We start from the raw sequence: 20,179 nt of genomic DNA, 5'->3' as shown, positions 1-20,179 counted from the left end.
CAGCAATCAAATGACAAAAGGGACCGCAAGGTCCCTTTTTTATTGTCCAAGCCCCTCAGTAGAGGTGCTGGCTGATGCCATTGAGCAGCCGCGACAACCCCTTGGTGAACTGCACCGGCGCATCCTGCACCGTGTAGCAGAGGCAGCCATCCGGCGTGTGCGGGCTGTGGGCGTGGCTGGCATCGCGCCAGATAAAATCCCCGGCCTGATAGAGGGTGTCGCCATCCTGAATATTGCCCGCCAGCAGCAGGGTCAGTTCATAACCCTGATGGGTGTGCTCGGGGATGCGACCACCCGCATCGATATGGAGCAGGCTGGCGCGAGCCCCCATCTCATCCAGCGGCAAACTCTGCTGACGAATGGCCCCGATATGGCGCCACTTGGGCGAGCGGTAGCGGGCCAGCACCCGCGGCAAGCGGTAAGCGTGACCGGCCACTTCGAGCTCCGCAGGCTGGGCTCTGGGCAGATCGGTAACGGGTGCGGCAACCGGTTCGGGCTGCGCCAGAATATCCGCCAGCATGGCGTCAAACCCGACGTCCAGCGCCATGCCATCGCGGGAGGCCAGCTCGGGCTCTGCCGGCGAGGCAAGATATTGCTGCGCCAGCTCCTCTTCGAATGCCTTCAGTCGGGCAGCACAATCAGGGCAGAGTTCACAGTGGGCGGAGAGTCCCACCGCCAGCGGCAGAGGGAGCTCGTCGGCGGCGAAGGCGCGCAGCATAGGGTCGGTTGGATGGGCTTTAATCATGGCCTTGCTCCACTTGCTCTTTCAATTTCTGTAGCGCCAGCCGGAGGCGGGACTTGATGGTACCGAGCGGCACGCCAAGTCGCTCCGCCAGCTCCTGCTGGGAGAACTCCTGCAGATAGATGCCACGCACCACCTGCTGTTGCGGCTCAGGCAGGGTGCCGAGGTAGTGGGCCATCTGGCGGGTCAGCACCGCATCTTCCCCGCCGCTCAGATGCTCCTCTTCGGCCTGAAACTCCAGCACCGGCCACAGCTCTTCGGCACAGAGATCCTCCTTGCTGGCACGGCGACGGCGCAGCAGATCGAAGCACTGGTTGCGCATCACTGTGTAGATCCAGGTGGTTGGCGCCCCCTTCTCCGGGTGATAGAGACGCGCTTTCTGCCACACCAGCAGCATGGTCTCCTGCACCAGCTCCATGGCGTTGGCCTCGCTGCCGAGATGGCGCAGCCCGTAGCTGCGAATACGCGGCGCAAAGTGTTGGAACAGGCGGGCAAACGCGGCCTTGTCGGCTTGCTCTGCCACCCTGATCAGCAGAGATTTGAGGTCGCCATCCGGGTTATCCATCACGGGTGAAGTCCTGCGTATGGTCGAGTGTGGTTGGCCAGTATATGCCATTGCGCCATCCCTTTGGTGTGCTGTCGAACATGCTGTGGTAATGACTGGTACGGCGCTGCGCCACTGGCGGATCAGCAAGTCAGGAAAAATCAGTGGCTGGCCACCAGCACCCCCTTGAGCAGGGCGATGGCAGGCTGATTGTCGGCAGCGGCCAGCAGCAGCTGCTTATGCTCGGGCGGGATCGGCAGCACCTCCAGCCAGCGCTGGGCCACCCAGTTGCCATCGTCCCAGCGGGGCGCGAGATAGAGGGCGGCATAGTCGGGATAGTCGGCAAACACCTCCCTAAGCGCCTCAGCCAGTGGTTGCTGATCGGGATGGAGCCGCCGGGGTGGCCATGCCGGCAGCGAGGTTACCTCGCCGATGCGCAGGCCATCCTGCTCCTGCCACAGATCCTCTATCTGCACCCGCTCCATACCCTGCACCGTGATCCCCAGCATGCCGTCCGGCAGCCGGTCGAAGTCGATGACCTTGACCCGGGTGGCGATGGGCAGCATGTTGCGCAGGGCATCGGGCTGGCGCCGATCCACCATGCAGAGGGCAAAGCCCGCCTCCCCCGCTTCGGCCACCATCCGCAGATATCTGGGCTCGAAGATCCGCAGCGGCATGATGCCGCCGGGCAGCAGGTGGGCTGATAGGGGAAACAGTGCCAGTCGCATCACAAACTCCTTGCCGGGTTACGACTCTAGGTACGTGCAACAGCCAGCGGGAGATCAGTGTCGGGAAAAACCCTTAACAATCAGGGGAAATAGCCTGGACAAGGCGCTTCGATATGCAGTAGAAATGGATAAGCACCGTAATTTCCGTCCAATATTCTGGAATATGGCGCCAAACGCAGTGAAATATCCGCCCGACAGCGAGCGGCGGGTCATCCCTATAGTTTTCTCGAGCCGATGCGGGTAAAATTCACGCCCTTATATATCAGTCATTTTTCGACGCGCAACCTTGGTGGTCAGTTATGAAAGAGCATATTCATCATCTACTTGAACAAACGGTAGCCAATCTCAAGTCAGCAGGCGTCCTGCCGGCGGACCTGGAAGCCCGCGTGCAAGTAGACCGATGCAAGGAAAAAGCTCACGGTGACCTGGCCACCAACCTGGCCATGCTGCTGGCCAAGCCGGCCCGCAAGAATCCCCGTGAGCTGGCGGCTGCCATCATCGAGCACCTGCCTGCCTCCGACCTGATCGCCAAGGTCGAGATCGCCGGCCCCGGCTTCATCAACTTCTTCTTCGACCAGCGCTGGCTGGCCGGTCAGGTCGAGGCCATGGTGACCTCTGCCAACGCCAACGTGAAGTTGCCGACCCCGCAGACCGTGGTGGTGGACTACTCCGCCCCCAACGTGGCCAAAGAGATGGCCGTGCACCATATCCGCTCCACCGTACTCGGTGACGTAGCCGCTCGTGCGCTGGAGTTCCTCGGCCACAAGGTGGTGCGTGCCAACCACATCGGTGACTGGGGTACCCAGTTCGGCATGCTGATCGCCTATCTGGAGAAGATGGCCAACGAGAACGCCTCCGACATGGAGCTGCGCGACCTGGAAGCCTTCTACACCCAGGCCAAGCGTTGCTACGACGAAGACGAAGCCTTCGCCGAGCGCGCCCGTAACTACGTGGTGAAACTGCAGGGTGGCGACGAGTACTGCCGTACCATGTGGAAGAAGCTGGTCGACATGACCATGGAGCAGAACCAGCGCAACTACGACCGCCTGAATGTCTCCCTGACCAACAAGGACATCATGGGCGAGTCCATGTACAACGACATGCTGCCGGAGATCGTTGCCGACCTGAAAGCCAAGGGGCTGGCGGTCGAGAGCGAAGGTGCCACCGTTGTCTTCCTGGACGAGTTCAAGAACAAGGATGGCGAGGCCATGGGCGTCATCATTCAGAAGAGCGATGGCGGTTTCCTCTACACCACCACCGACATCGCCTGTGCCAAATACCGTTACGAAACTCTGGGCGCCGACCGGGTGATGTACTTCATCGACTCCCGTCAGCACCAGCACCTGATGCAGGCCTGGACCATCACCCGCAAGGCGGGTTATGTGCCGGAATCCGTGCCGCTCGAGCACCACGCCTTCGGCATGATGCTGGGCAAGGATGGTCGTCCCTACAAGACCCGCTCCGGTGGCACCGTCAAGCTGGTTGACCTGCTGAACGAAGCGGAAGAGCGTGCCGCCGCCCTGCTGGAGAGCCGCAACAGCGACCTCTCCGCCGAAGAGAAGGCCGAAGTGGTGCACGCCATCGCCATGGGTGCGGTCAAGTATGCGGATCTCTCCAAGAACCGCACCACCGACTACATCTTCGACTGGGATCTGATGCTCTCCTTTGAAGGCAACACAGCTCCTTACCTGCAATACGCCTACACCCGTATTCAGTCCATCTTCCGCAAGGCCGGCGTCGATGCCGCTACCCTGACCGGCAATGTGACTCTGAACGAGGAAGCGGAAGAGACCCTGGCCCAGAAGCTGATCCAGTTCTCCGACGCGGTCAACGGCGTGGCGGACAAGGGAATGCCGCACCTGCTCTGTACCTATCTGTACGAGCTCTCCGGCAACTTCATGACCTTCTACGAAGCCTGCCCGATCAATAAGGATGGCGTGGACGAAGCGACCCGTCAGAGCCGTCTGCTGCTGTGTGCTGCCACCGCCAAGGTGCTCAAGCTGGGCCTCGGCGTACTGGGTATCTACACCCTGGAGCGCATGTAATAGATGGCGACTCGGGATTATGTCGGCAACCGTCCGCGACGTCGCGCGGGCGGTCGCAACACCAAGAAAGCGGCTCCGCGCCGCTTTCCTGTTATCCCGGCCCTGCTGGCCGGGGCGCTGCTGGCAGGCTTTGGCGGCTTCCTCTACATGATCAATGGCAAGGGCCACGATGCCCCCACCATTGAAGAACAGGTCAAAGCCAACAAGCCAAAACCGCAGAACAACGGGTTGCCTCAGGAGAAGTGGAGCTACATCGAACGGCTTGAGAACAAGCAGGTCGATATCATAGAGCCGCCGACCCAGCCGGGCGTTCTGCCGCCGCCTCCTGCCGATACCATGACCCTGCAGCCGGAGAAGCTGCCGCAGCCGGTGCCGACCGACATTCCCCAGCCGGGAACACCGATCGGCCAGCCCAAGCCCTATCAGCCCAATCCGGCGACCACCCCCTCCACCTCCGGTGCGCCGGTTGCCAGCGCCCAGGAGCAGGTGATCGACCGCAAGGCCGAGCGTGAGCGGATGGAGCGGGAGATCCGTGCCGAGCTGGAGCGTGAGCGAGCCGCTGCCGCCAAAGCGCAACCGGCAGCCCAACAGCCTGCCCAAACCGCAGCTGCCGACAGTGGCCGCTATATGATGCAGTGTGCCGCCCTGCGCTCGCAGGATTCTGCGGAGTCGCTCAAGGCACGCATCGCCTTCACTGCCGGCCTCTCTTCCAGCCTGCAGGTGATCAATGGCGCCAACGGCACCGTCTACAAGGTGATGGTCGGCCCCTTCAACGGCAAGGCCGCCGCCGACGCGGCCAACCGCAAGCTGCAGAGCTCGGGCATCAGTGGCTGCATCCCCAAGAAAGGGTAAGCGCCCGTTTTACCATGAGGGGCCGGGTGGCAACACCCGGCCCCTCTTCTTTGGGCTTCCTTCGCACCCATAGCCCCATCTCGCGCTTATCCCGGCCGATTGCAGGCTTGAAAAGCCGTTTTGCCATCCCCATCTTTTCTCCCATGCACAGTCAGGCCGTCATTCGGCTCAAGCGAGGTAAGTAAAGTGACTACCATAGTTTCAGTTCGCCGCAACGGTCAGGTCGTCATCGGTGGCGATGGCCAGGTTTCTCTTGGCAACACCGTCATGAAGGGCAACGCCCGCAAGGTTCATCGCCTCTACAACGGCAAGGTGCTGGCAGGTTTTGCCGGTGGCACCGCCGACGCCTTCACCCTGCTCGAACGCTTTGAAGCCAAACTGCAGGCCCATCAGGGTAATCTGGAGCGCGCCGCCGTGGCGCTGGCCAAAGATTGGCGCACCGATCGTGCCCTGCGCCGCCTCGAAGCACTGCTGGCCGTCGCCGACGAGCAAAAATCCTTCATCATCACCGGTAACGGTGACGTGGTGCAGCCGGAGCACGATCTCATCGCCATCGGCAGCGGCGGCAACTTCGCCCAGTCCGCGGCCATCGCCCTGCTGGAAAACACCGATCTGGATGCCAGGAGCATCGTCGAGAAGGCGCTCAAGATCGCCGGCGACATCTGCGTCTTCACCAACCAGCACCACACCGTCGAAGTGCTGGACTATTCGGCCAAATAAGCTGGCTACATAGCAACCAATTCTCCAAGGGGTGGGCACTGCCCGCCCCTGATACAGGAACTCCATCATGTCCGAGATGACCCCGAGAGAAATCGTCCACGAACTGGATCGTCACATCATTGGTCAGGCCGATGCCAAGCGTGCGGTGGCCGTCGCCCTGCGCAACCGCTGGCGCCGGATGCAGCTCAACGAAGAGATGCGCCATGAAGTGACCCCGAAGAACATCCTGATGATCGGCCCGACCGGTGTCGGCAAAACCGAGATCGCCCGTCGTCTGGCCAAACTGGCCAACGCCCCCTTCATCAAGGTGGAAGCGACCAAGTTCACCGAAGTGGGCTATGTCGGCAAGGAAGTGGACAGCATCATTCGCGATCTGACCGATGTCGCCATCAAGCTGGTGCGCGAGACCGAGATGGAGAAGATGAAATACCGCGCCGAGGAAGCCGCCGAAGAGCGCATTCTCGATGCGCTGCTGCCCAACCCGCGCAACACCTGGGGCGAGGAAGAGAAAGCCGACAACTCCAACACCCGCCAGATCTTCCGCAAGAAACTGCGCGAAGGTCAGCTGGATGACAAGGAGATCGAGCTGGATCTGGCCGCCTCCCCGATGGGCGTCGAAATCATGACCCCGCCGGGCATGGAAGAGATGGCCAACCAGCTGCAGGGGCTGTTCCAGAATCTGGGCCAGAACCAGAAGAAGAAGCGCAAGATCAAGGTCAAAGAGGCCATGAAGGCGCTGATCGAAGAGGAAGCGGCCAAGCTGGTCAACCCGGAAGAGCTGAAGCAGAAAGCCATCGCTGCGGTCGAGAACAACGGCATCGTCTTCCTCGACGAGATCGACAAGATCTGCAAGCGCGGCGAGAGCTCCGGCCCCGATGTCTCCCGTGAAGGGGTTCAGCGCGACCTGCTGCCGCTGGTCGAGGGCTGCACCGTCAACACCAAGCACGGCATGGTCAAGACCGACCATATCCTGTTTGTCGCCTCCGGTGCCTTCCAGATCGCCAAGCCGTCCGACCTCATCCCCGAGCTGCAGGGTCGTCTGCCGATCCGGGTCGAGCTGACCGCGCTGACTACTGAAGATTTCGAGCGGATCCTGACCGAGCCGAACGCCTCCCTGACCGATCAGTACAAGGCGCTGATGGCCACCGAAGGGGTCAACATCGAGTTCACTCAGGATGGTATCCGCCGTCTGGCCGAAGCGGCCTGGCAGGTCAACGAGCGTACCGAGAACATCGGTGCCCGCCGTCTGCACACCGTGATGGAACGCCTGATGGAAGATATCTCCTACGACGCCTCCGAGAAGTCCGGCGAGACCTTCGTCATCAACACCGACTACGTCAACGCCCACCTCGGCAAGCTGATTGAAGACGAGGATCTGAGCCGCTTTATTCTGTAAGCGCGAGTGATCTGAAAACGCCTCCCTTGTGGAGGCGTTTTTTTTCCATGTCACCTCGTTCATTTCACACTACATCGTCCGGATTCAGGCCCACACCTGCGGCAACCCGTTCAATCCCAAGCCGTTTCCAAACCTCTCCTTGCCAACGCCCGCCGTTTTTTCATCCCCGCTGAAATCTGCTCAAAAAAAGATCTTTCCTATTCTCGGTGACTGATTTATACATACGTATAAATCAGAACAAAATCTGTTCAGCAGGAACCAGAACGATGAATCCAACCCGGCAGAAACTGCTCGATACCGGCCTCGCCATCGCCACCGAGAAGGGGCTGCGCGGCCTGACGGTGCGCGAGCTGGCGGCGGCGGCAGAGGTGAACCTCGGCTCCTTCGTCTACCACTTCGGCAACCGCGACGCCTTTATCGACGAGCTGGTCGAGCTCTGGTATGCCCCCCTCTATGACGAGCTCAAGGCGGTGGCAGCCAAAGGCTCCTACCCCTCTGCCATCGCCATGTTCGAGGCCACCATGGAGGCGCTGATCGGGCTGGTGGCGCGCCAGCGCGGCTTCATCAACCACCTGTTTGGCGATGCGCTGGCAGGTGAAGGGGCGGCCCAGCGCTTTCTGCTCAGCCTGCCGCGCCGTCATCCCCTGCTGCTGATCGAGCAGGTACGGATGGCACAGGCGGAAGGGTCGCTGGTCGCGGGTCACCCGCTCCAGCTGATGATCTTCATCATGGGGTCGGTCGGCCTGCCGCTGGTGATCGCAGGCAGCGGTCGTCAGCTCGGCTGGCTGCCTGAACAGGCCGCCCCCTTTCTCAGCCAGATAGACAGCCCCGAGGCCGCCAGACAGCGGCTGGTATGGGCCCTGAGCGGCCTGCGCCCCACCGACATGAAAGAAGGAGAAGCGGCATGAAACAACGCATCGCGATGGTAGCTCTGCTGCTGGCCGTTCTCAGTGGTTACCTCTGGTTGCAGAGCCATCCTCAAGGAGAAGCGGTATGAAGCAACGCATTGCAATCGTAGCCCTGCTGCTAACCGTTATCGGTGGCTACCTCTGGTGGCAGGGGCGCCCGGCTGACGGCTCCATCCTCTACGGCAACGTCGATATTCGCGACGTCAATCTGGCCTTTCGGGTCGGCGGCCGCGTCGATCAGGTGCTGGTTGATGAGGGGGATAGGGTAAAAGCCGGTCAACTGCTGGCCCGCCTCGATCCGGTTCCCCTCACCCACAGCCGCGACAGCGCCCGCGCCAATCTGGCTGCGCTCACTGCCGCCAACACCTTGATCCACAAAGGCTATCGCAGCGAAGAGACCGATCGCGCCCGGGCCGTACTGGCCGCCGCCGAAGCCGCTGCACTGGAAGCCGACCAGCAGTGGCGCCGCCAGAGCGCATTGGCCGCCACCGGCGCCATCTCCCGCGGTCAGCTCGATACCGCCCGCTCCCAGCGGGATCAGACCCAGGCGCAGGTACGCTCGGCACGCGAACAGCTCGCCCAGCTCGAAACCGGCTACCGCCCGGAGGAAATCGCCCAGTCCGATGCCCAGCTGGAAGGGGCCAAAGCGGTGCTCGCCAGTGCCGAACTGGCGCTGGCAGATGCCAACCTGACCGCCCCCAGCGACGGCATCATCATCAGTCGCGCCATCGAGAACGGCAGCATGGTGCAGAGCGGAGCGACCGCCTTCAACCTCTCCCTGACCGCGCCAGTCTGGGTGCGCGCCTATGTGGAGGAGCCCTGGCTCGGCCACTTCCCGAGCGGCGCCAAAGTGACCCTCACCACCGACTCGCGGCCTGATCAGCCCTATCACGGGGTGGTGGGCTTTGTCTCGCCGACCGCCGAGTTCACCCCGAAATCGGTGGAGACGCCTGACTTGCGCACTCACCTCGTCTACCGGCTGCGCATCGTGGTGCAGGATCCCGACCCGGCCCTGCGCCAGGGGATGCCGGTCACTGTCAGGCTGGCGCCATGAGCTGCGCCATCTCCCTCGAGGGGCTCACCAAACGCTTTGGCGAGCGGGTCGCCCTCAACGCCATCTCGGCCACCATTCCGGCTGGCGGCATCACCGGGCTGGTCGGCCCCGACGGCGCCGGCAAGAGCACTTTGCTACGCCTTCTGGCCGGTCTGCTGATCCCCGAAGCGGGCACCATCCGGGTGCTGGGGCTGGATCCGGTGAGCGAGGGGGATCTGCTGCGTCAGCGCCTCGGCTACATGCCCCAGCAGTTTGGCCTCTACGAGGATCTCAGCGTGCTGGAGAACCTCACCCTCTACGCTGACTTGCGCGGCGTACTGGAGCCCGAACGCACGCCCACCTTCGCGCGGCTGCTCGCCTTCACCGATCTCGCCCGCTTCACCGCACGACCGGCGGGCAAGCTCTCTGGCGGGATGAAGCAGAAGCTCGGGCTGGCCTGCGCTCTGCTCGGCACCCCGGATGTGCTGCTGCTCGACGAACCGGGAGTCGGGGTCGATCCCATCTCCCGCCGCGCCCTCTGGCAGATGGTGCGCGAGCTGGCAAAAGGGGGGATGACGGTGCTCTGGAGTACCGCCTATCTCGATGAGGCGGAGCTGTGCGACCACGTGCTGCTGATGGCGGATGGCGAGGTGCGCACCAGCGGCACGCCGGCCGATCTGATGGGGGTCATGGCCAGCCGCTGCTGGCTGCTGGAGGCGGGGCAACTGGATGGCCGCGAGCGACGCGCTCTGCTGCGCCGGGCACTGGCGCACCCCGCGGTGATGGATGGCGCCGTGGCGGGGGAGCGGGTTCGCCTGCTGCTGCACCCGGGCATGACGCCCCCGCCGCTGGCGGAGCTGCATCTCGCCAACGGCACCTTTCAACCGGCCCTGCCCCGGCTGGAGGATGCCTTTATCGACCTGCTCGGCGGCGGCCCCGGCGGAGAGTCGAGTCTGGCAGCCGGGATGCGCGAAGCGGAACTGCCGCAGGGGGTCTCCCCCGAGGCGGTGATCGAGGCGCGCCACCTCACCAAGCGCTTCGGCGATTTTGCCGCCACCGATGATGTCAGCTTTGCGGTGCGCCGCGGCGAGATCTTCGGCCTGCTCGGCCCCAACGGGGCGGGCAAGTCCACCACCTTCAAGATGGAGTGCGGCCTGCTGCGCCCGAGCGAGGGACAGGCGCTGGTGACCGGCATCGATCTGGCTCACAGCCCCTCGGCGGCGCGCCAGCGCCTCGGCTACATGGCGCAGAAGTTCTCCCTCTACAAGCAGCTCACCGTGGCCCAGAACCTCTCCTTCTTCGCCGGTATCTACGGCCTGTTCGGCCACCACCAGCAGACGCGGATCGATGCCATGGTGACTGCCTTTGCCCTCGCCCCCTGGCTCGATCAGAAGGCGGAATCCCTGCCGCTCGGCCTGCGCCAGCGCTTATCGCTGGCCTGCGCCCTGCTGCACGAGCCGCCGCTGCTGTTTCTCGACGAGCCCACCTCCGGGGTCGATCCGGTGACCCGGCGCGAGTTCTGGTCGCACATCAACGCGCTGGCCGACCACGGCGTCACCGTGCTGGTCACCACCCACTTTATGGACGAGGCGGAGTATTGCGACCGCATTGCCCTCATCTATCGCGGCAAGCTGCTGGCGCTCGGCACTCCGGACGATCTCAAGGGGCTGGCCGCCAAAGAGGCGGCGACTTCTCTGCCAACCGGCTCCTTGCCGACCTGTTCTTTGCCAACAATGGAAGAGGCCTTTATCACCCTGGTCGAGCGGGCCAGCGAGGAGGAAGCATGAGCATCAACCGTCGGCGACTGCTGGCCCTCTGCCGCAAAGAGACGCTGCAAATCGTCCGTGACCCGAGCAGCATCCTCATCGCCTTCATCATGCCGGTGGTACTGCTGGTGGTAATGGGTTACGCCATCAATCTGGATGTGGACCACCTGCGCCTCGGCATCTGGCGTACCGATAGCGGCGCCCCGGCGGTGCGGCTGGAGCAGGCCCTGCGCGGCTCAACCGCGCTGGAGATCCACAGCGGCCCGAGCAGGGAGTCCCTGCTCGCCACTCTGGCCCGTGGCGAGATCCGCGGCCTGCTGGTGATCGATGACGGCTTCTCCCGCGCCATGGCCGGTCAGAGCAATGGCACGCCGCAGGCGCTGCTGCTGACTGACGGCTCCGAGCCCAACACCGCCAACTTCGTCACCAACTATGTGCAGGGGATCTGGCAGGGGTGGCTCGCCGGCGAGGGGGTTGCCATGCCGGTGTCGATAGAGAGCCGCGCCTGGTTCAACCCGGCGCTGGTGAGCCGCAACTTTCTGGTGCCGGGCTCCATTGCGGTGGTGATGACCATCATAGGGGCCCTGCTTACCTCGCTGGTGGTGGCGCGGGAGTGGGAGCGCGGCACCATGGAGGCGCTGCTCGCCACCCCGGTCACCAAGGGGGAGCTGCTGCTCTCCAAGCTGCTGCCCTACTATGGCCTTGGCCTCATTGCCATGCTGCTCTGCCTGCTCTTCTCGGTGGCGGTGATGGCGGTGCCGTGGCGCGGCTCCCTGCTGCAGCTCTTTCTGGTCACCAGCGTCTTTCTCGGCAGCGCCCTCGGGCTCGGGCTGTTCCTCTCCACCGTGATGCGCAGCCAGTTCAACGCCGCGCAGGCAGCGCTGATCGCCGCCTTTCTGCCCGCCGTGATGCTGTCGGGCTTCGTGTTCGAGATCGCCAGCATGCCGCCGCTGCTGCGGGCCATCACTCACCTCATTCCGGCCCGCTACTTCGCGAGCTCCCTGCAGACCCTCTATCAGGCGGGCAGCGTCTTCTCGATCCTGTTGGTCAACGGTTTCTGTCTGCTGCTACTGGCCGGTTTCTGGCTGGTCCTGACCGCCCGCAAGACGCGGCGCACTCTGGAGTAACCCATGCTGATCCGACTCTGGTGGCTGATCCGAAAAGAGCTGCAGGCCCTGATGGGCAATACTCAGGGGCGCTTTCTGCTCATCATGCCGGTGCTGTTGCAAACCGCCCTCTTCCCGTTCGCCGCCACTCTGGAGGTGACCGGCAACACGCTGGCCATCTACAACCAGGATGGCGGTGCCCAGAGCCGCGAGCTGCTGGAGCGCCTCACCCATATGCCCGCCTTTACCACCATCATCCCGGTGCAGGGCGAGGCGGGCATGACCGAGGCCATCACCGGGCAGCAGGCGCTGCTCGGGCTGATTATTCCGGGGGATTTCTCCCGCCGGCTGGCGCGCGGCGAACCGGCCAAGGTGCAGCTGATCATCGACGGCCGCCGCTCCAACGGCGGTCAGGTGGCGGCGGGCTACATCAGTCAGGTGATCGCCCGCTGGCAAAGTGAGGGCAAGGGGCAACCCGAGCTGGCGGTACGCAACCTCTACAACCCCAACGTCGAGTTCCACTGGCATATCCTGCCAGCGCTGGTGGCCATCATCACCACCACCGGCTGTCTGATTGTCACCGCCCTCTCGGTCGCGCGGGAGCGGGAGGAGGGCACCTTCGATCAGCTGCTGGTCTCCCCCCTCACCGCAGGCTGGATCATGGCGGGCAAGGCGGTGCCCGGCATCATGGTGGCGGTGGGACAAGGGTGCATAGTCGCGCTGGCCGCCCGTTTTGTCTTCCATCTCCCCTTTGCCGGCAGCCTCAGCCTGCTGATGGCGGGCATGGTCTGCTACGGGCTGGCGCTGGCCGGGATCGGGCTCTTCATCTCCTCGTTCTGCTCGACCCAGCAGCAAGCCTTTCTCGGGGTCTTCTCCTTCACCGTACCGGCGGTGATCCTCTCGGGCTACATCTCGCCGGTGGAGAACATGCCGCAGGTGTTCCAGTGGCTGGCGGCCATCGACCCCCTCACCCACTTCATCGTGCTGCTCAAGGGGGTCTTCCTCAAGGGGTTTGACTGGTCGGCCGCCTGGCCCCTGCTCTGGCCGCTGCTCGCCATCGCCGGCGTCACCCTGTCGCTGGCGCTCGCCATGTTCCGCCGCCATATCGCCTGACGCGCAGCCTTGCTCGGCTGATACCCATTGATGCCGGTCTCGCCCAGCGCGAGACCGGCCTTTTCCACCAGAAGTTTTCACTCCCCGGCAGTTGTTAAACTAGGTTTTCCCTCCACCATCCCTCACCCCAAGCCAGCGCAGAAATCATCAACTGGTATACCTATTTTTGTATATCTTTGAATTTTATCGAATTACCCCTGACGAGATATATAAATAGACACTTGATTTGCATCAATTGCCCGCCCCTGCCGACTGGGTAGCCTAGCCCCAGAATGATGTTTTATTACTCCAAACTAGAGGCAATCATGAGCAAAGTCAGACTGGTCGTTGTGGGCAACGGCATGGTGGGGCACCGCTTCATCGAAGAGTTGATCGAGCGGGCCGACCCGGGCCGCTACGAGATCACCGTCTTCGGTGCAGAACCCCGTCCCGCCTACGATCGCGTCCATCTCTCCTCCTACTTCTCCCATCACACCAGTGAAGATCTCTCCCTCGTCAAACCCGGCTTCTACGACAAGCACGGCATCCGCCTGCTGCTCGGCGAAGCGGTGAAAAAAATCGACAGGGCCAACCGCGAAGTGCACTCCAACAAGGGCACTGTGGTCGGGTACGACAAACTGGTGCTGGCCACCGGCTCCTACCCCTGGGTGCCGCCCATTGCGGGCAGCCAGCACCACGAGTGCTTCGTCTATCGCACCATCGAGGATCTGAAAGCCATCCGCAGCGCCGCCAGGAGTGGCAAGAGCGGGGTGGTGATCGGTGGCGGCCTGCTTGGCCTCGAAGCCGCCGGCGCCCTCAAGGCACTGGGTCTCGAAACCCATGTGGTGGAGTTTGCTCCGGTACTGATGGCCGAGCAGCTCGACGGTCAGGGCGGCCAGCTGCTGCGCCGCAAGATTGAATCCATGGGCGTGCAGGTACACACCAGCAAGAGCACCAGCGAGATCCTGATGCATGGCGGCGAGCAGGCGAAACACCGCCTCGCTTTCGCCGACGGCAGCCAGCTTGAAGTGGACGTGGTGGTCTTCTCCACCGGCATTCGCCCGCAAGATACCCTCGGCCGTTACGGTGATCTCGCCATCGCCGAGCGCGGCGGCATCGTCATCGACGATCACTGCCTCACCTCCGACCCCGACATCTATGCCATCGGCGAGTGCGCCGCCTGGCAGGGCCGCTTCTTCGGGCTGGTGGCACCGGGCTACAAGATGGCCCAGATCACCGTCGACCATCTGCTCGGCGGCGACAGCCGTTTCGAGGGGGCAGACATGAGCGCCAAGCTCAAGCTGCTCGGCGTCTCCGTCGGCTCCATCGGTGATGCTCACGGCCGCACCCCGGGCAGCCACAGCTATGTGTTTCAGGACGATCAGGCTGGCGTCTACAAGAAGATCGTGGTGAGCGAAGACAACAGCCGCCTGCTCGGCGCCGTGCTGGTGGGTGACGTGGAAGATTACGGCAACCTGCTGCAGATGATGCTCAACGCCCTGCCGCTGCCGAGCCACCCGGACACCCTGATCCTGCCCGCCTACGCCGGCGCCAAGCCGACGCTGGGGGTGGATGCCCTGCCGGAGAGCGCCCAGATCTGCTCCTGCTTCGACGTCTCCAAGGGCGACATCGCCAAGGCGGTGGCCGAGGGTCACACCACGCTGGCCGCCATCAAGCAGCACACCAAGGCCGGTACCGGCTGCGGCGGCTGTGTGCCGCTCATCAGTCAGGTGCTCAACGCCGAACTGGTGAAGCAGGGCATCGAGGTCAACAACCACCTCTGCGCCCACTTCTCCCACTCCCGTCAGGAGCTGTTCCATCTGGTCAAGGTGGAGGGGATCAAGAGCTTCGACGAACTGCTGGCCAAACATGGCCAAGGCTATGGCTGCGAGGTGTGCAAACCGACTGTCGGCTCCATCCTCGCCTCCTGCTGGAACGAGCATGTGCTGAGCCCGCGCAACATCCCGCTGCAGGACACCAACGATATCTTCCTCGGCAACATGCAGAAGGACGGCAGCTACTCCGTCATCCCGCGCATGGCCGGTGGCGAAGTGACTCCGGAAGGGCTGCTGGCGGTGGCCGAAGTGGCCCGCGACTACAAGCTCTATACCAAGATCACCGGCGCCCAGCGCATCGGTCTGTTCGGGGCCCAGAAGGATGATCTGCCCGCCATCTGGCGCAAGCTGCTGGCGGCCGGATTCGAGACAGGTCAGGCCTACGCCAAGGCACTGCGCATGGCCAAAACCTGCGTCGGCAGCACCTGGTGCCGCTTCGGCGTGCAGGACAGCGTCGGCCTCGGGGTCTTCCTCGAGAACCGCTACAAGGGGATTCGCACCCCGCACAAGATGAAGTTCGGCGTCTCCGGCTGTACCCGCGAATGTGCAGAAGCGCAGGGCAAGGACGTTGGCATCATCGCCACCGACGCGGGCTGGAACCTCTATGTAGGCGGCAACGGCGGCATGAAACCGCGCCACGCAGATCTGCTGGCTTCTGACCTCGACCGCGAGACCCTCATCAAGCTGATCGACCGCTTTATGATGTTCTACGTCACCAGCGCCGACAAACTGCAGCGCACCTCGGTCTGGCTCGGCAATCTGGAAGGGGGCGTCGACTACCTGCGCGAGGTGATCGTCGACGACAAGCTGGGACTGGCCGAGACGCTGGAGCGCGATATCCAGACCCTGATCGACAGCTACGAGTGCGAATGGTCGCGCACCCTCAACGAAGAGGAGGCGCTCAAGCGCTTCAGCCACTTCATCAACAGCGACAAGCGCGATCCGGACGTTCAGTTCGTCAGCGAACGCGACCAGCATCGACCGGCGACCCCGGCCGAGCGCATCCCCGTCTACCAGATCGAGGTGGAAACCAAATGATGAAATTCGCCTGCCAACTCAACGATATCCTGCCGGGAACCGGTGTGTGCGCACTCATTGAAGGTCGCCAGATCGCTCTGTTCCGCCCGAGCGCGGCGGCCGAGGTGTTCGCCATCGACAACCGGGATCCCTTCTTCGCCGCCAACGTGCTGTCGCGGGGCTTAATCTGCGAACACGACGGCGAACTCTGGGTCGCCAGTCCGCTCAAGAAGCAGCGCTTTCGCCTGAGCGATGGCCACTGCTTCGACAACCCCGCGATGTCGGTTCAAAGCTACCCCGTTGAAGTACGCGACCAGCAGATCTGGGTCGCCGTCTAACGCCGATTTCACTCTCTTTCGGGCTGCCTGTGGGCAGCCCTTTCAAGGACTCACAAGATGTACACGGAAACCATCAACAAGTGCGCCGCCAACGCGGCCCGCATCAACCGCTTCGAGCGCAGCGACAAGCTCGGCTTCTGGCTCAGCTCCGCCATGGCGGGGGCCTATGTGGGCCTCGGCATCATCCTCATCTTCACCCTCGGCAATCTGGTGGATCCCGCCATCCGGCCGCTGGTGATGGGGGCCACCTTCGGCATCGCCCTGACCCTGGTCATCATCGCCGGCTCCGAGCTGTTTACCGGCCACACCATGTTCCTCACCTTCGGGGTGAAGACGGGCAAGATCACCATGGCCGACCTGCTGCGCATCCTGCCGCAGACCTGGGCCGGCAACCTGATTGGCTCCATCGTGGTAGCGCTCATCTACTCCTACGGCGGCAGCCTGCTGCCGGATGCGGGCAGCCTAGCCCACAAGGTGGCGCTGGCCAAAACCCAGGCTCCGGCCCTGACCCTGTTTATGAAGGGGATCCTCTGCAACTGGCTGGTCTGCCTCGCCATCTGGATGGCGCTGCGCACCGAAGGGGCTGCCCGCTTCATCGCCATCTGGTGGTGTCTGCTGGCCTTTATCGCCTCCGGCTACGAGCACTCCATCGCCAACATGACCCTGTTCGCCCTCTCCTGGTTCGGTGCCCATTCCGATGCCTACACCCTGGGCGGCATCGGCCACAACCTGCTGTGGGTGACCCTGGGCAACACCGTCTCCGGCGCCCTCTTTATGGGCCTCGGCTACTGGTATGCCACCCCCAAGGCTGAGCGCCCGCTCGCGGTGAGCGAAACCACCAGCACCGCCAACCAGACCCGAACCGCCTGATCCGGAGGCCCCATGGACTACTTGCCCATCTTTTGCCGACTCGACAACAAACCCGTGCTGCTGGTCGGCGGCGGCGACGTGGCAGAGCGCAAGGCGCGCCTGCTGCTGGATGCCGGTGCCCAGCTCACAGTGGTCGCACCCGAGCTCGACCCCGAGCTGGCGGAACTGGTTGCCAACGGGAGCATCGAGTGGCTGGCCGGTGAATTTGTGCCGGAACAACTGGCGGGCAAGTGGCTGGTGGTGGCCGCTACCGATCGGCGCGAGGTGAACGCACTGGTCTACCAGAGCGCCAATCAGGCGCGGATCTTTGCCAACGTGGTGGATGACCCGAAACGCTCCAGCTTCATCATGCCGTCGATCATCGACCGCTCGCCGCTGATGGTAGCCATCTCCTCCGGCGGCAAGGCGCCGGTGCTGGCCCGGCTGCTGCGGGAAAAACTGGAAGCCCTGCTGCCGCAACATCTGGGGGCCGTGGCGACCTTTGCCGGTAGCCTGCGGGAGCGGGTCAAGGCCCGCTTCGCCAGCATGGGGGAGCGGCGTCGCTTCTGGGAGCGGATGCTCGGAGCGGATCGGCTCGGTCAAGCGCTGGCCCGCGGTGATAGCGCCTCTGCCAACCAGCTGGCCGACAACCTGTTTGCCGACGGGAGCCAGACCGGAGGCGAGGTGGTACTGGTGGGAGCCGGCCCCGGCGATCCGGGTCTGCTCACCCTGCACGCCCTGCGCCAGATGCAGCAGGCCGACGTGGTGGTCTATGACCGGCTGGTCTCCGACGAGGTGATGGCGCTGGTGCGCCGCGACGCCAAACGCATCTTCGTCGGCAAGCAGGCGGGCAACCACTGCGTGCCGCAGGAGGGGATCAACCAGCTCTTGCTGGAGGAGGCGAAGAAGGGGCAACGGGTGGTGCGTCTCAAGGGGGGCGATCCCTTTATCTTCGGCCGTGGCGGCGAGGAGCTGGAGACGCTGGTCGGCACAGGCATCGGCTTTCAGGTGGTGCCCGGCATCACCGCGGCCAGCGGCTGCGCCGCCTACGCCGGCATTCCGCTCACGCACCGCGACCACGCCCAGAGCGTGCGCTTCGTCACCGCCCACGGCAAGGGTGGCGCCCGGGATCTCGACTGGCCGCTGCTGGCCAAAGACAAGCAGACGCTGGTGTTCTACATGGGGCTCTCATCCTGCGCCACCATCCGCGAGCAGCTGCTGGCCCACGGCAAGGGGGGCGACACCCCGGTGGCGCTGATCGAGCGCGGCACCCAGCCCTGCCAGCGGGTCATTCGCGGCACCCTTGATGAGCTGCCCGCGCTGGCGGTGGGGGTCGAGAGTCCTGCCCTCATCATGGTGGGCTCGGTGGTGACCCTGGCCGACCGGCTCGCCTGGTTTGGCGCGGCACCACAGCCTCAGCGAGCCCTCGCCTGAACCCTGCCAACGCCTCTCTTAAGAGGCGTTTTCTCTGCCCCGCAACCTGACCCGACAATGCGCCCAATAGTGTTAAAATCAGGCTGAATTCCTGACAGCCCGCTGCACTGGACAACCTCTATCATCAAGCCCCCATGTAAAGAGCAAACATCCACGGGTAATGATGATGACAATCACCTCCATCAGCCAATCGCAGCATACCAGCGGCACCTCAATATCAGCCCCCATCAGCCCAACAAACATCCCCAAGCACGATGGTCCATTAGCCAAACGTGACCTGCAATCCATAACCGAACGCCCCGGGCTGCTGGCCCGCTTCTCCGCCGCCGTGCAGCACAACCTGCCTGGTCGCTCTCTGCTGGATCGCCAGCTGACCAGCGACGGCAAACCCAACCCGACCAGCGCCTTCCGCTTCAGCATGATCAAAGATCGCCTGATACACCTCGGCGTTCGCCTATTCCTCGGCACAGTCCGTGACTCGGTACCCCAGCATGGCGGCAGCGTCACCTTCAAGTTCGCTCAGACCAAGGGGGCCTTCCTCGGTGAGATCATGAAACACGGGGACACTTCGGGCGGCGTGTGCGAGTCGATCTCCGCCCACTGGATCAGTAGCCATGCCAAGGGTGATAGCCTGTTCAACCAGCTCTATACCGGCGGCCAGAAAGGTCAGTTTCAAATTGACACGCTGGTCTCCATCAAGCAGTTGCAGATGGACGGCATGCAAGAACACGTCGATCAGGCTCAGGTCACAAGCAACTGGCTCACCGACCACAACCTCGTACCGCGAATGAGCAAATCCGGTTATCCAATGCCCCCTGTTTCTGGCCAGACAGGTTCACAAGGCCCGGAGCAGCTGGTTGCAGCGATTCTGGATACCCGAGGTGAAAGTGCCGAGTACAAGAAGATCAGTTTCTCGGGCAAGATGGCCGGCCACACAGTGGCAGCCCATGTGGATGAACAACAGGGAGTTACCTTCTTCGATCCCAACTTTGGCGAGTTCCATTTCCCTGACAAGGAACAGTTCAAAAACTGGTTTACCAACGCCTTCTGGCCAGGCTCCAAATACAATCTTGAGATCGGACTTGGGCAGGAGTTCGAGGTTTACAACTTCAAGGGGGCTGACGCATGAGCCATTCCACCTATCGGGAACTGGTAGAGGGGCTGTTCAACCGGCTGGGGATAACTCCTCTTCCCTCCGAAGAGGGGGTTTATACCCTGCTGGTCGACGAGCGCCTGCGGGTGATGATCGGCTGTTATCAGGAACAATGGCTGCAACTCTACTGTGAACTGGGCCCCCTCCAGCCCCCCAGCGACAACCTGTTCGGTGCCCAGTGGCCAGCCCATGTACAGGGTACGCTGGATGGGCAGACGATCCTCTGGTCACAATATCCTCTGGCACTGCTGGATCAGACGAGTCTTGAAGCTTGGCTAGAACGATTTATCGACGATGCCGAGGCCCGGCTTGCCCCGCCAGACTGCCACGGCTCGTTGCGAGCAAGCCCCCACCTGCTGAGAATTTGAACCACCTCAGCCCGGGGTCGCCCCCCGTCACCCGATCCCGGCCGAGCAACCGTCTCACCGAGATCGGGCGATGGCCATGGCTGGCAATCTGTGAGCATTGAAACGGGCTGAAGGGATCAACCCTCTCGTCATAAGTTAAAGTTGGGCCATTCAGGGAAAATCCATAAATTAAATTTATACATAGTCATTTTCACCTCGAAACCGCCCTCCTCCTGTCACTCCACCTGCGCCAAGCCCCCGCCCGATCTCTGCC

General features: G+C 63.1%; 18 protein-coding genes. 15 read left to right on the top strand and 3 right to left on the bottom strand.

The genetic code is table 11. The features are described from left to right. Nucleotides 1-55: 55 nt before the first annotated feature. The 3 genes from BS300_RS15950 to BS300_RS15940 form a co-directional block, all read right to left on the bottom strand. Nucleotides 56-745: a ChrR family anti-sigma-E factor gene (locus BS300_RS15950; protein ID WP_071913934.1), complete on the bottom strand. Its 690-nt coding sequence runs from the start codon at nucleotides 743-745 to the stop codon at nucleotides 56-58. Further along, a complete protein-coding gene (locus tag BS300_RS15945) occupies nucleotides 738-1,307 on the bottom strand; it encodes a sigma-70 family RNA polymerase sigma factor (RefSeq protein ID WP_041209767.1) in 570 nt (189 codons plus the stop codon). The genes BS300_RS15950 and BS300_RS15945 overlap by 8 nt, the downstream gene beginning before the upstream one ends. Before the next feature lie 140 nt (nucleotides 1,308-1,447). After that, nucleotides 1,448-2,014, bottom strand: coding sequence for an LON peptidase substrate-binding domain-containing protein (locus BS300_RS15940; RefSeq protein WP_071913932.1), 567 nt, complete (start codon nucleotides 2,012-2,014; stop codon nucleotides 1,448-1,450). 299 nt (nucleotides 2,015-2,313) lie between these two features. Between BS300_RS15940 and argS the strand changes: the two genes are divergently transcribed. The 15 genes from argS to BS300_RS15865 all read left to right on the top strand — a co-directional run bounded on the left by argS (nucleotide 2,314) and on the right by BS300_RS15865 (nucleotide 19,926). After that, nucleotides 2,314-4,059, top strand: a complete 1,746-nt coding sequence (argS, locus tag BS300_RS15935) for an arginine--tRNA ligase (protein WP_042029550.1) — start codon at nucleotides 2,314-2,316, stop codon at nucleotides 4,057-4,059. Between the two features lie 3 nt (nucleotides 4,060-4,062). Further along, on the top strand, nucleotides 4,063-4,911 hold the full coding sequence (locus BS300_RS15930; RefSeq protein ID WP_071913930.1) for an SPOR domain-containing protein: 849 nt from the start codon (nucleotides 4,063-4,065) through the stop codon (nucleotides 4,909-4,911). Between the two features lie 186 nt (nucleotides 4,912-5,097). Further along, a complete protein-coding gene (gene hslV / locus BS300_RS15925; protein WP_043850608.1) occupies nucleotides 5,098-5,631 on the top strand; it encodes an ATP-dependent protease subunit HslV in 534 nt (177 codons plus the stop codon). 67 nt (nucleotides 5,632-5,698) lie between these two features. Next, nucleotides 5,699-7,027: an HslU--HslV peptidase ATPase subunit gene (gene hslU / locus BS300_RS15920; protein ID WP_033115662.1), complete on the top strand. Its 1,329-nt coding sequence runs from the start codon at nucleotides 5,699-5,701 to the stop codon at nucleotides 7,025-7,027. Between the two features lie 266 nt (nucleotides 7,028-7,293). Further along, complete coding sequence (locus BS300_RS15915; protein ID WP_071913928.1) at nucleotides 7,294-7,935, top strand: TetR/AcrR family transcriptional regulator; 642 nt, start codon at nucleotides 7,294-7,296, stop codon at nucleotides 7,933-7,935. Between the two features lie 85 nt (nucleotides 7,936-8,020). Beyond that, complete coding sequence (gene hlyD / locus BS300_RS15910) at nucleotides 8,021-8,989, top strand: secretion protein HlyD (RefSeq protein WP_071913926.1); 969 nt, start codon at nucleotides 8,021-8,023, stop codon at nucleotides 8,987-8,989. Beyond that, nucleotides 8,986-10,755, top strand: a complete 1,770-nt coding sequence (locus BS300_RS15905; RefSeq protein WP_071913924.1) for an ATP-binding cassette domain-containing protein — start codon at nucleotides 8,986-8,988, stop codon at nucleotides 10,753-10,755. Before hlyD ends, BS300_RS15905 begins: the two co-directional genes overlap by 4 nt. Next, nucleotides 10,752-11,861 carry an ABC transporter permease gene (locus tag BS300_RS15900; RefSeq protein WP_071913922.1) on the top strand — a complete coding sequence of 370 codons (1,110 nt, stop codon included), beginning with the start codon at nucleotides 10,752-10,754 and terminating at the stop codon, nucleotides 11,859-11,861. Before BS300_RS15905 ends, BS300_RS15900 begins: the two co-directional genes overlap by 4 nt. Before the next feature lie 3 nt (nucleotides 11,862-11,864). Continuing rightward, complete coding sequence (locus BS300_RS15895; RefSeq protein ID WP_005355575.1) at nucleotides 11,865-12,953, top strand: ABC transporter permease; 1,089 nt, start codon at nucleotides 11,865-11,867, stop codon at nucleotides 12,951-12,953. 305 nt (nucleotides 12,954-13,258) lie between these two features. Then, nucleotides 13,259-15,805: a nitrite reductase large subunit NirB gene (nirB, locus tag BS300_RS15890; RefSeq protein WP_071913920.1), complete on the top strand. Its 2,547-nt coding sequence runs from the start codon at nucleotides 13,259-13,261 to the stop codon at nucleotides 15,803-15,805. After that, complete coding sequence (gene nirD, locus BS300_RS15885) at nucleotides 15,805-16,122, top strand: nitrite reductase small subunit NirD (protein ID WP_071914036.1); 318 nt, start codon at nucleotides 15,805-15,807, stop codon at nucleotides 16,120-16,122. Before nirB ends, nirD begins: the two co-directional genes overlap by 1 nt. Before the next feature lie 57 nt (nucleotides 16,123-16,179). Continuing rightward, entirely contained in the window at nucleotides 16,180-16,992 is an 813-nt protein-coding gene (gene nirC / locus BS300_RS15880) for a nitrite transporter NirC (protein WP_071913918.1), read from the top strand. A 12-nt stretch (nucleotides 16,993-17,004) separates the two neighbouring features. Continuing rightward, a complete protein-coding gene (cysG, locus tag BS300_RS15875) occupies nucleotides 17,005-18,405 on the top strand; it encodes a siroheme synthase CysG (RefSeq protein WP_071913916.1) in 1,401 nt (466 codons plus the stop codon). A 166-nt stretch (nucleotides 18,406-18,571) separates the two neighbouring features. Further along, entirely contained in the window at nucleotides 18,572-19,534 is a 963-nt protein-coding gene (locus BS300_RS15870) for a YopT-type cysteine protease domain-containing protein (RefSeq protein ID WP_071914033.1), read from the top strand. Beyond that, on the top strand, nucleotides 19,531-19,926 hold the full coding sequence (locus tag BS300_RS15865; protein ID WP_041209779.1) for a CesT family type III secretion system chaperone: 396 nt from the start codon (nucleotides 19,531-19,533) through the stop codon (nucleotides 19,924-19,926). Before BS300_RS15870 ends, BS300_RS15865 begins: the two co-directional genes overlap by 4 nt. The last annotated feature ends 253 nt before the right edge of the window (nucleotides 19,927-20,179 follow it).

The sequence above is a fragment of the Aeromonas sp. SCS5 genome, from assembly GCF_001887375.1.
In the GTDB taxonomy this organism is placed as follows: domain Bacteria; phylum Pseudomonadota; class Gammaproteobacteria; order Enterobacterales; family Aeromonadaceae; genus Aeromonas; species Aeromonas jandaei.
This window is presented reverse-complemented; position numbering and strand designations above follow the sequence as displayed.

Coding starts and splice junctions, on each gene's coding strand:
- BS300_RS15950 (WP_071913934.1), bottom strand. CDS start 745: ATGATTAAAGCCCATCCAACCGACCCTATGCTGCGCGCCTTCGCCGCC.
- BS300_RS15945 (WP_041209767.1), bottom strand. CDS start 1,307: ATGGATAACCCGGATGGCGACCTCAAATCTCTGCTGATCAGGGTGGCA.
- BS300_RS15940 (WP_071913932.1), bottom strand. CDS start 2,014: ATGCGACTGGCACTGTTTCCCCTATCAGCCCACCTGCTGCCCGGCGGC.
- argS (WP_042029550.1), top strand. CDS start 2,314: ATGAAAGAGCATATTCATCATCTACTTGAACAAACGGTAGCCAATCTC.
- BS300_RS15930 (WP_071913930.1), top strand. CDS start 4,063: ATGGCGACTCGGGATTATGTCGGCAACCGTCCGCGACGTCGCGCGGGC.
- hslU (WP_033115662.1), top strand. CDS start 5,699: ATGTCCGAGATGACCCCGAGAGAAATCGTCCACGAACTGGATCGTCAC.
- BS300_RS15915 (WP_071913928.1), top strand. CDS start 7,294: ATGAATCCAACCCGGCAGAAACTGCTCGATACCGGCCTCGCCATCGCC.
- hlyD (WP_071913926.1), top strand. CDS start 8,021: ATGAAGCAACGCATTGCAATCGTAGCCCTGCTGCTAACCGTTATCGGT.
- BS300_RS15905 (WP_071913924.1), top strand. CDS start 8,986: ATGAGCTGCGCCATCTCCCTCGAGGGGCTCACCAAACGCTTTGGCGAG.
- BS300_RS15900 (WP_071913922.1), top strand. CDS start 10,752: ATGAGCATCAACCGTCGGCGACTGCTGGCCCTCTGCCGCAAAGAGACG.
- BS300_RS15895 (WP_005355575.1), top strand. CDS start 11,865: ATGCTGATCCGACTCTGGTGGCTGATCCGAAAAGAGCTGCAGGCCCTG.
- nirB (WP_071913920.1), top strand. CDS start 13,259: ATGAGCAAAGTCAGACTGGTCGTTGTGGGCAACGGCATGGTGGGGCAC.
- nirD (WP_071914036.1), top strand. CDS start 15,805: ATGAAATTCGCCTGCCAACTCAACGATATCCTGCCGGGAACCGGTGTG.
- nirC (WP_071913918.1), top strand. CDS start 16,180: ATGTACACGGAAACCATCAACAAGTGCGCCGCCAACGCGGCCCGCATC.
- cysG (WP_071913916.1), top strand. CDS start 17,005: ATGGACTACTTGCCCATCTTTTGCCGACTCGACAACAAACCCGTGCTG.
- BS300_RS15870 (WP_071914033.1), top strand. CDS start 18,572: ATGACAATCACCTCCATCAGCCAATCGCAGCATACCAGCGGCACCTCA.
- BS300_RS15865 (WP_041209779.1), top strand. CDS start 19,531: ATGAGCCATTCCACCTATCGGGAACTGGTAGAGGGGCTGTTCAACCGG.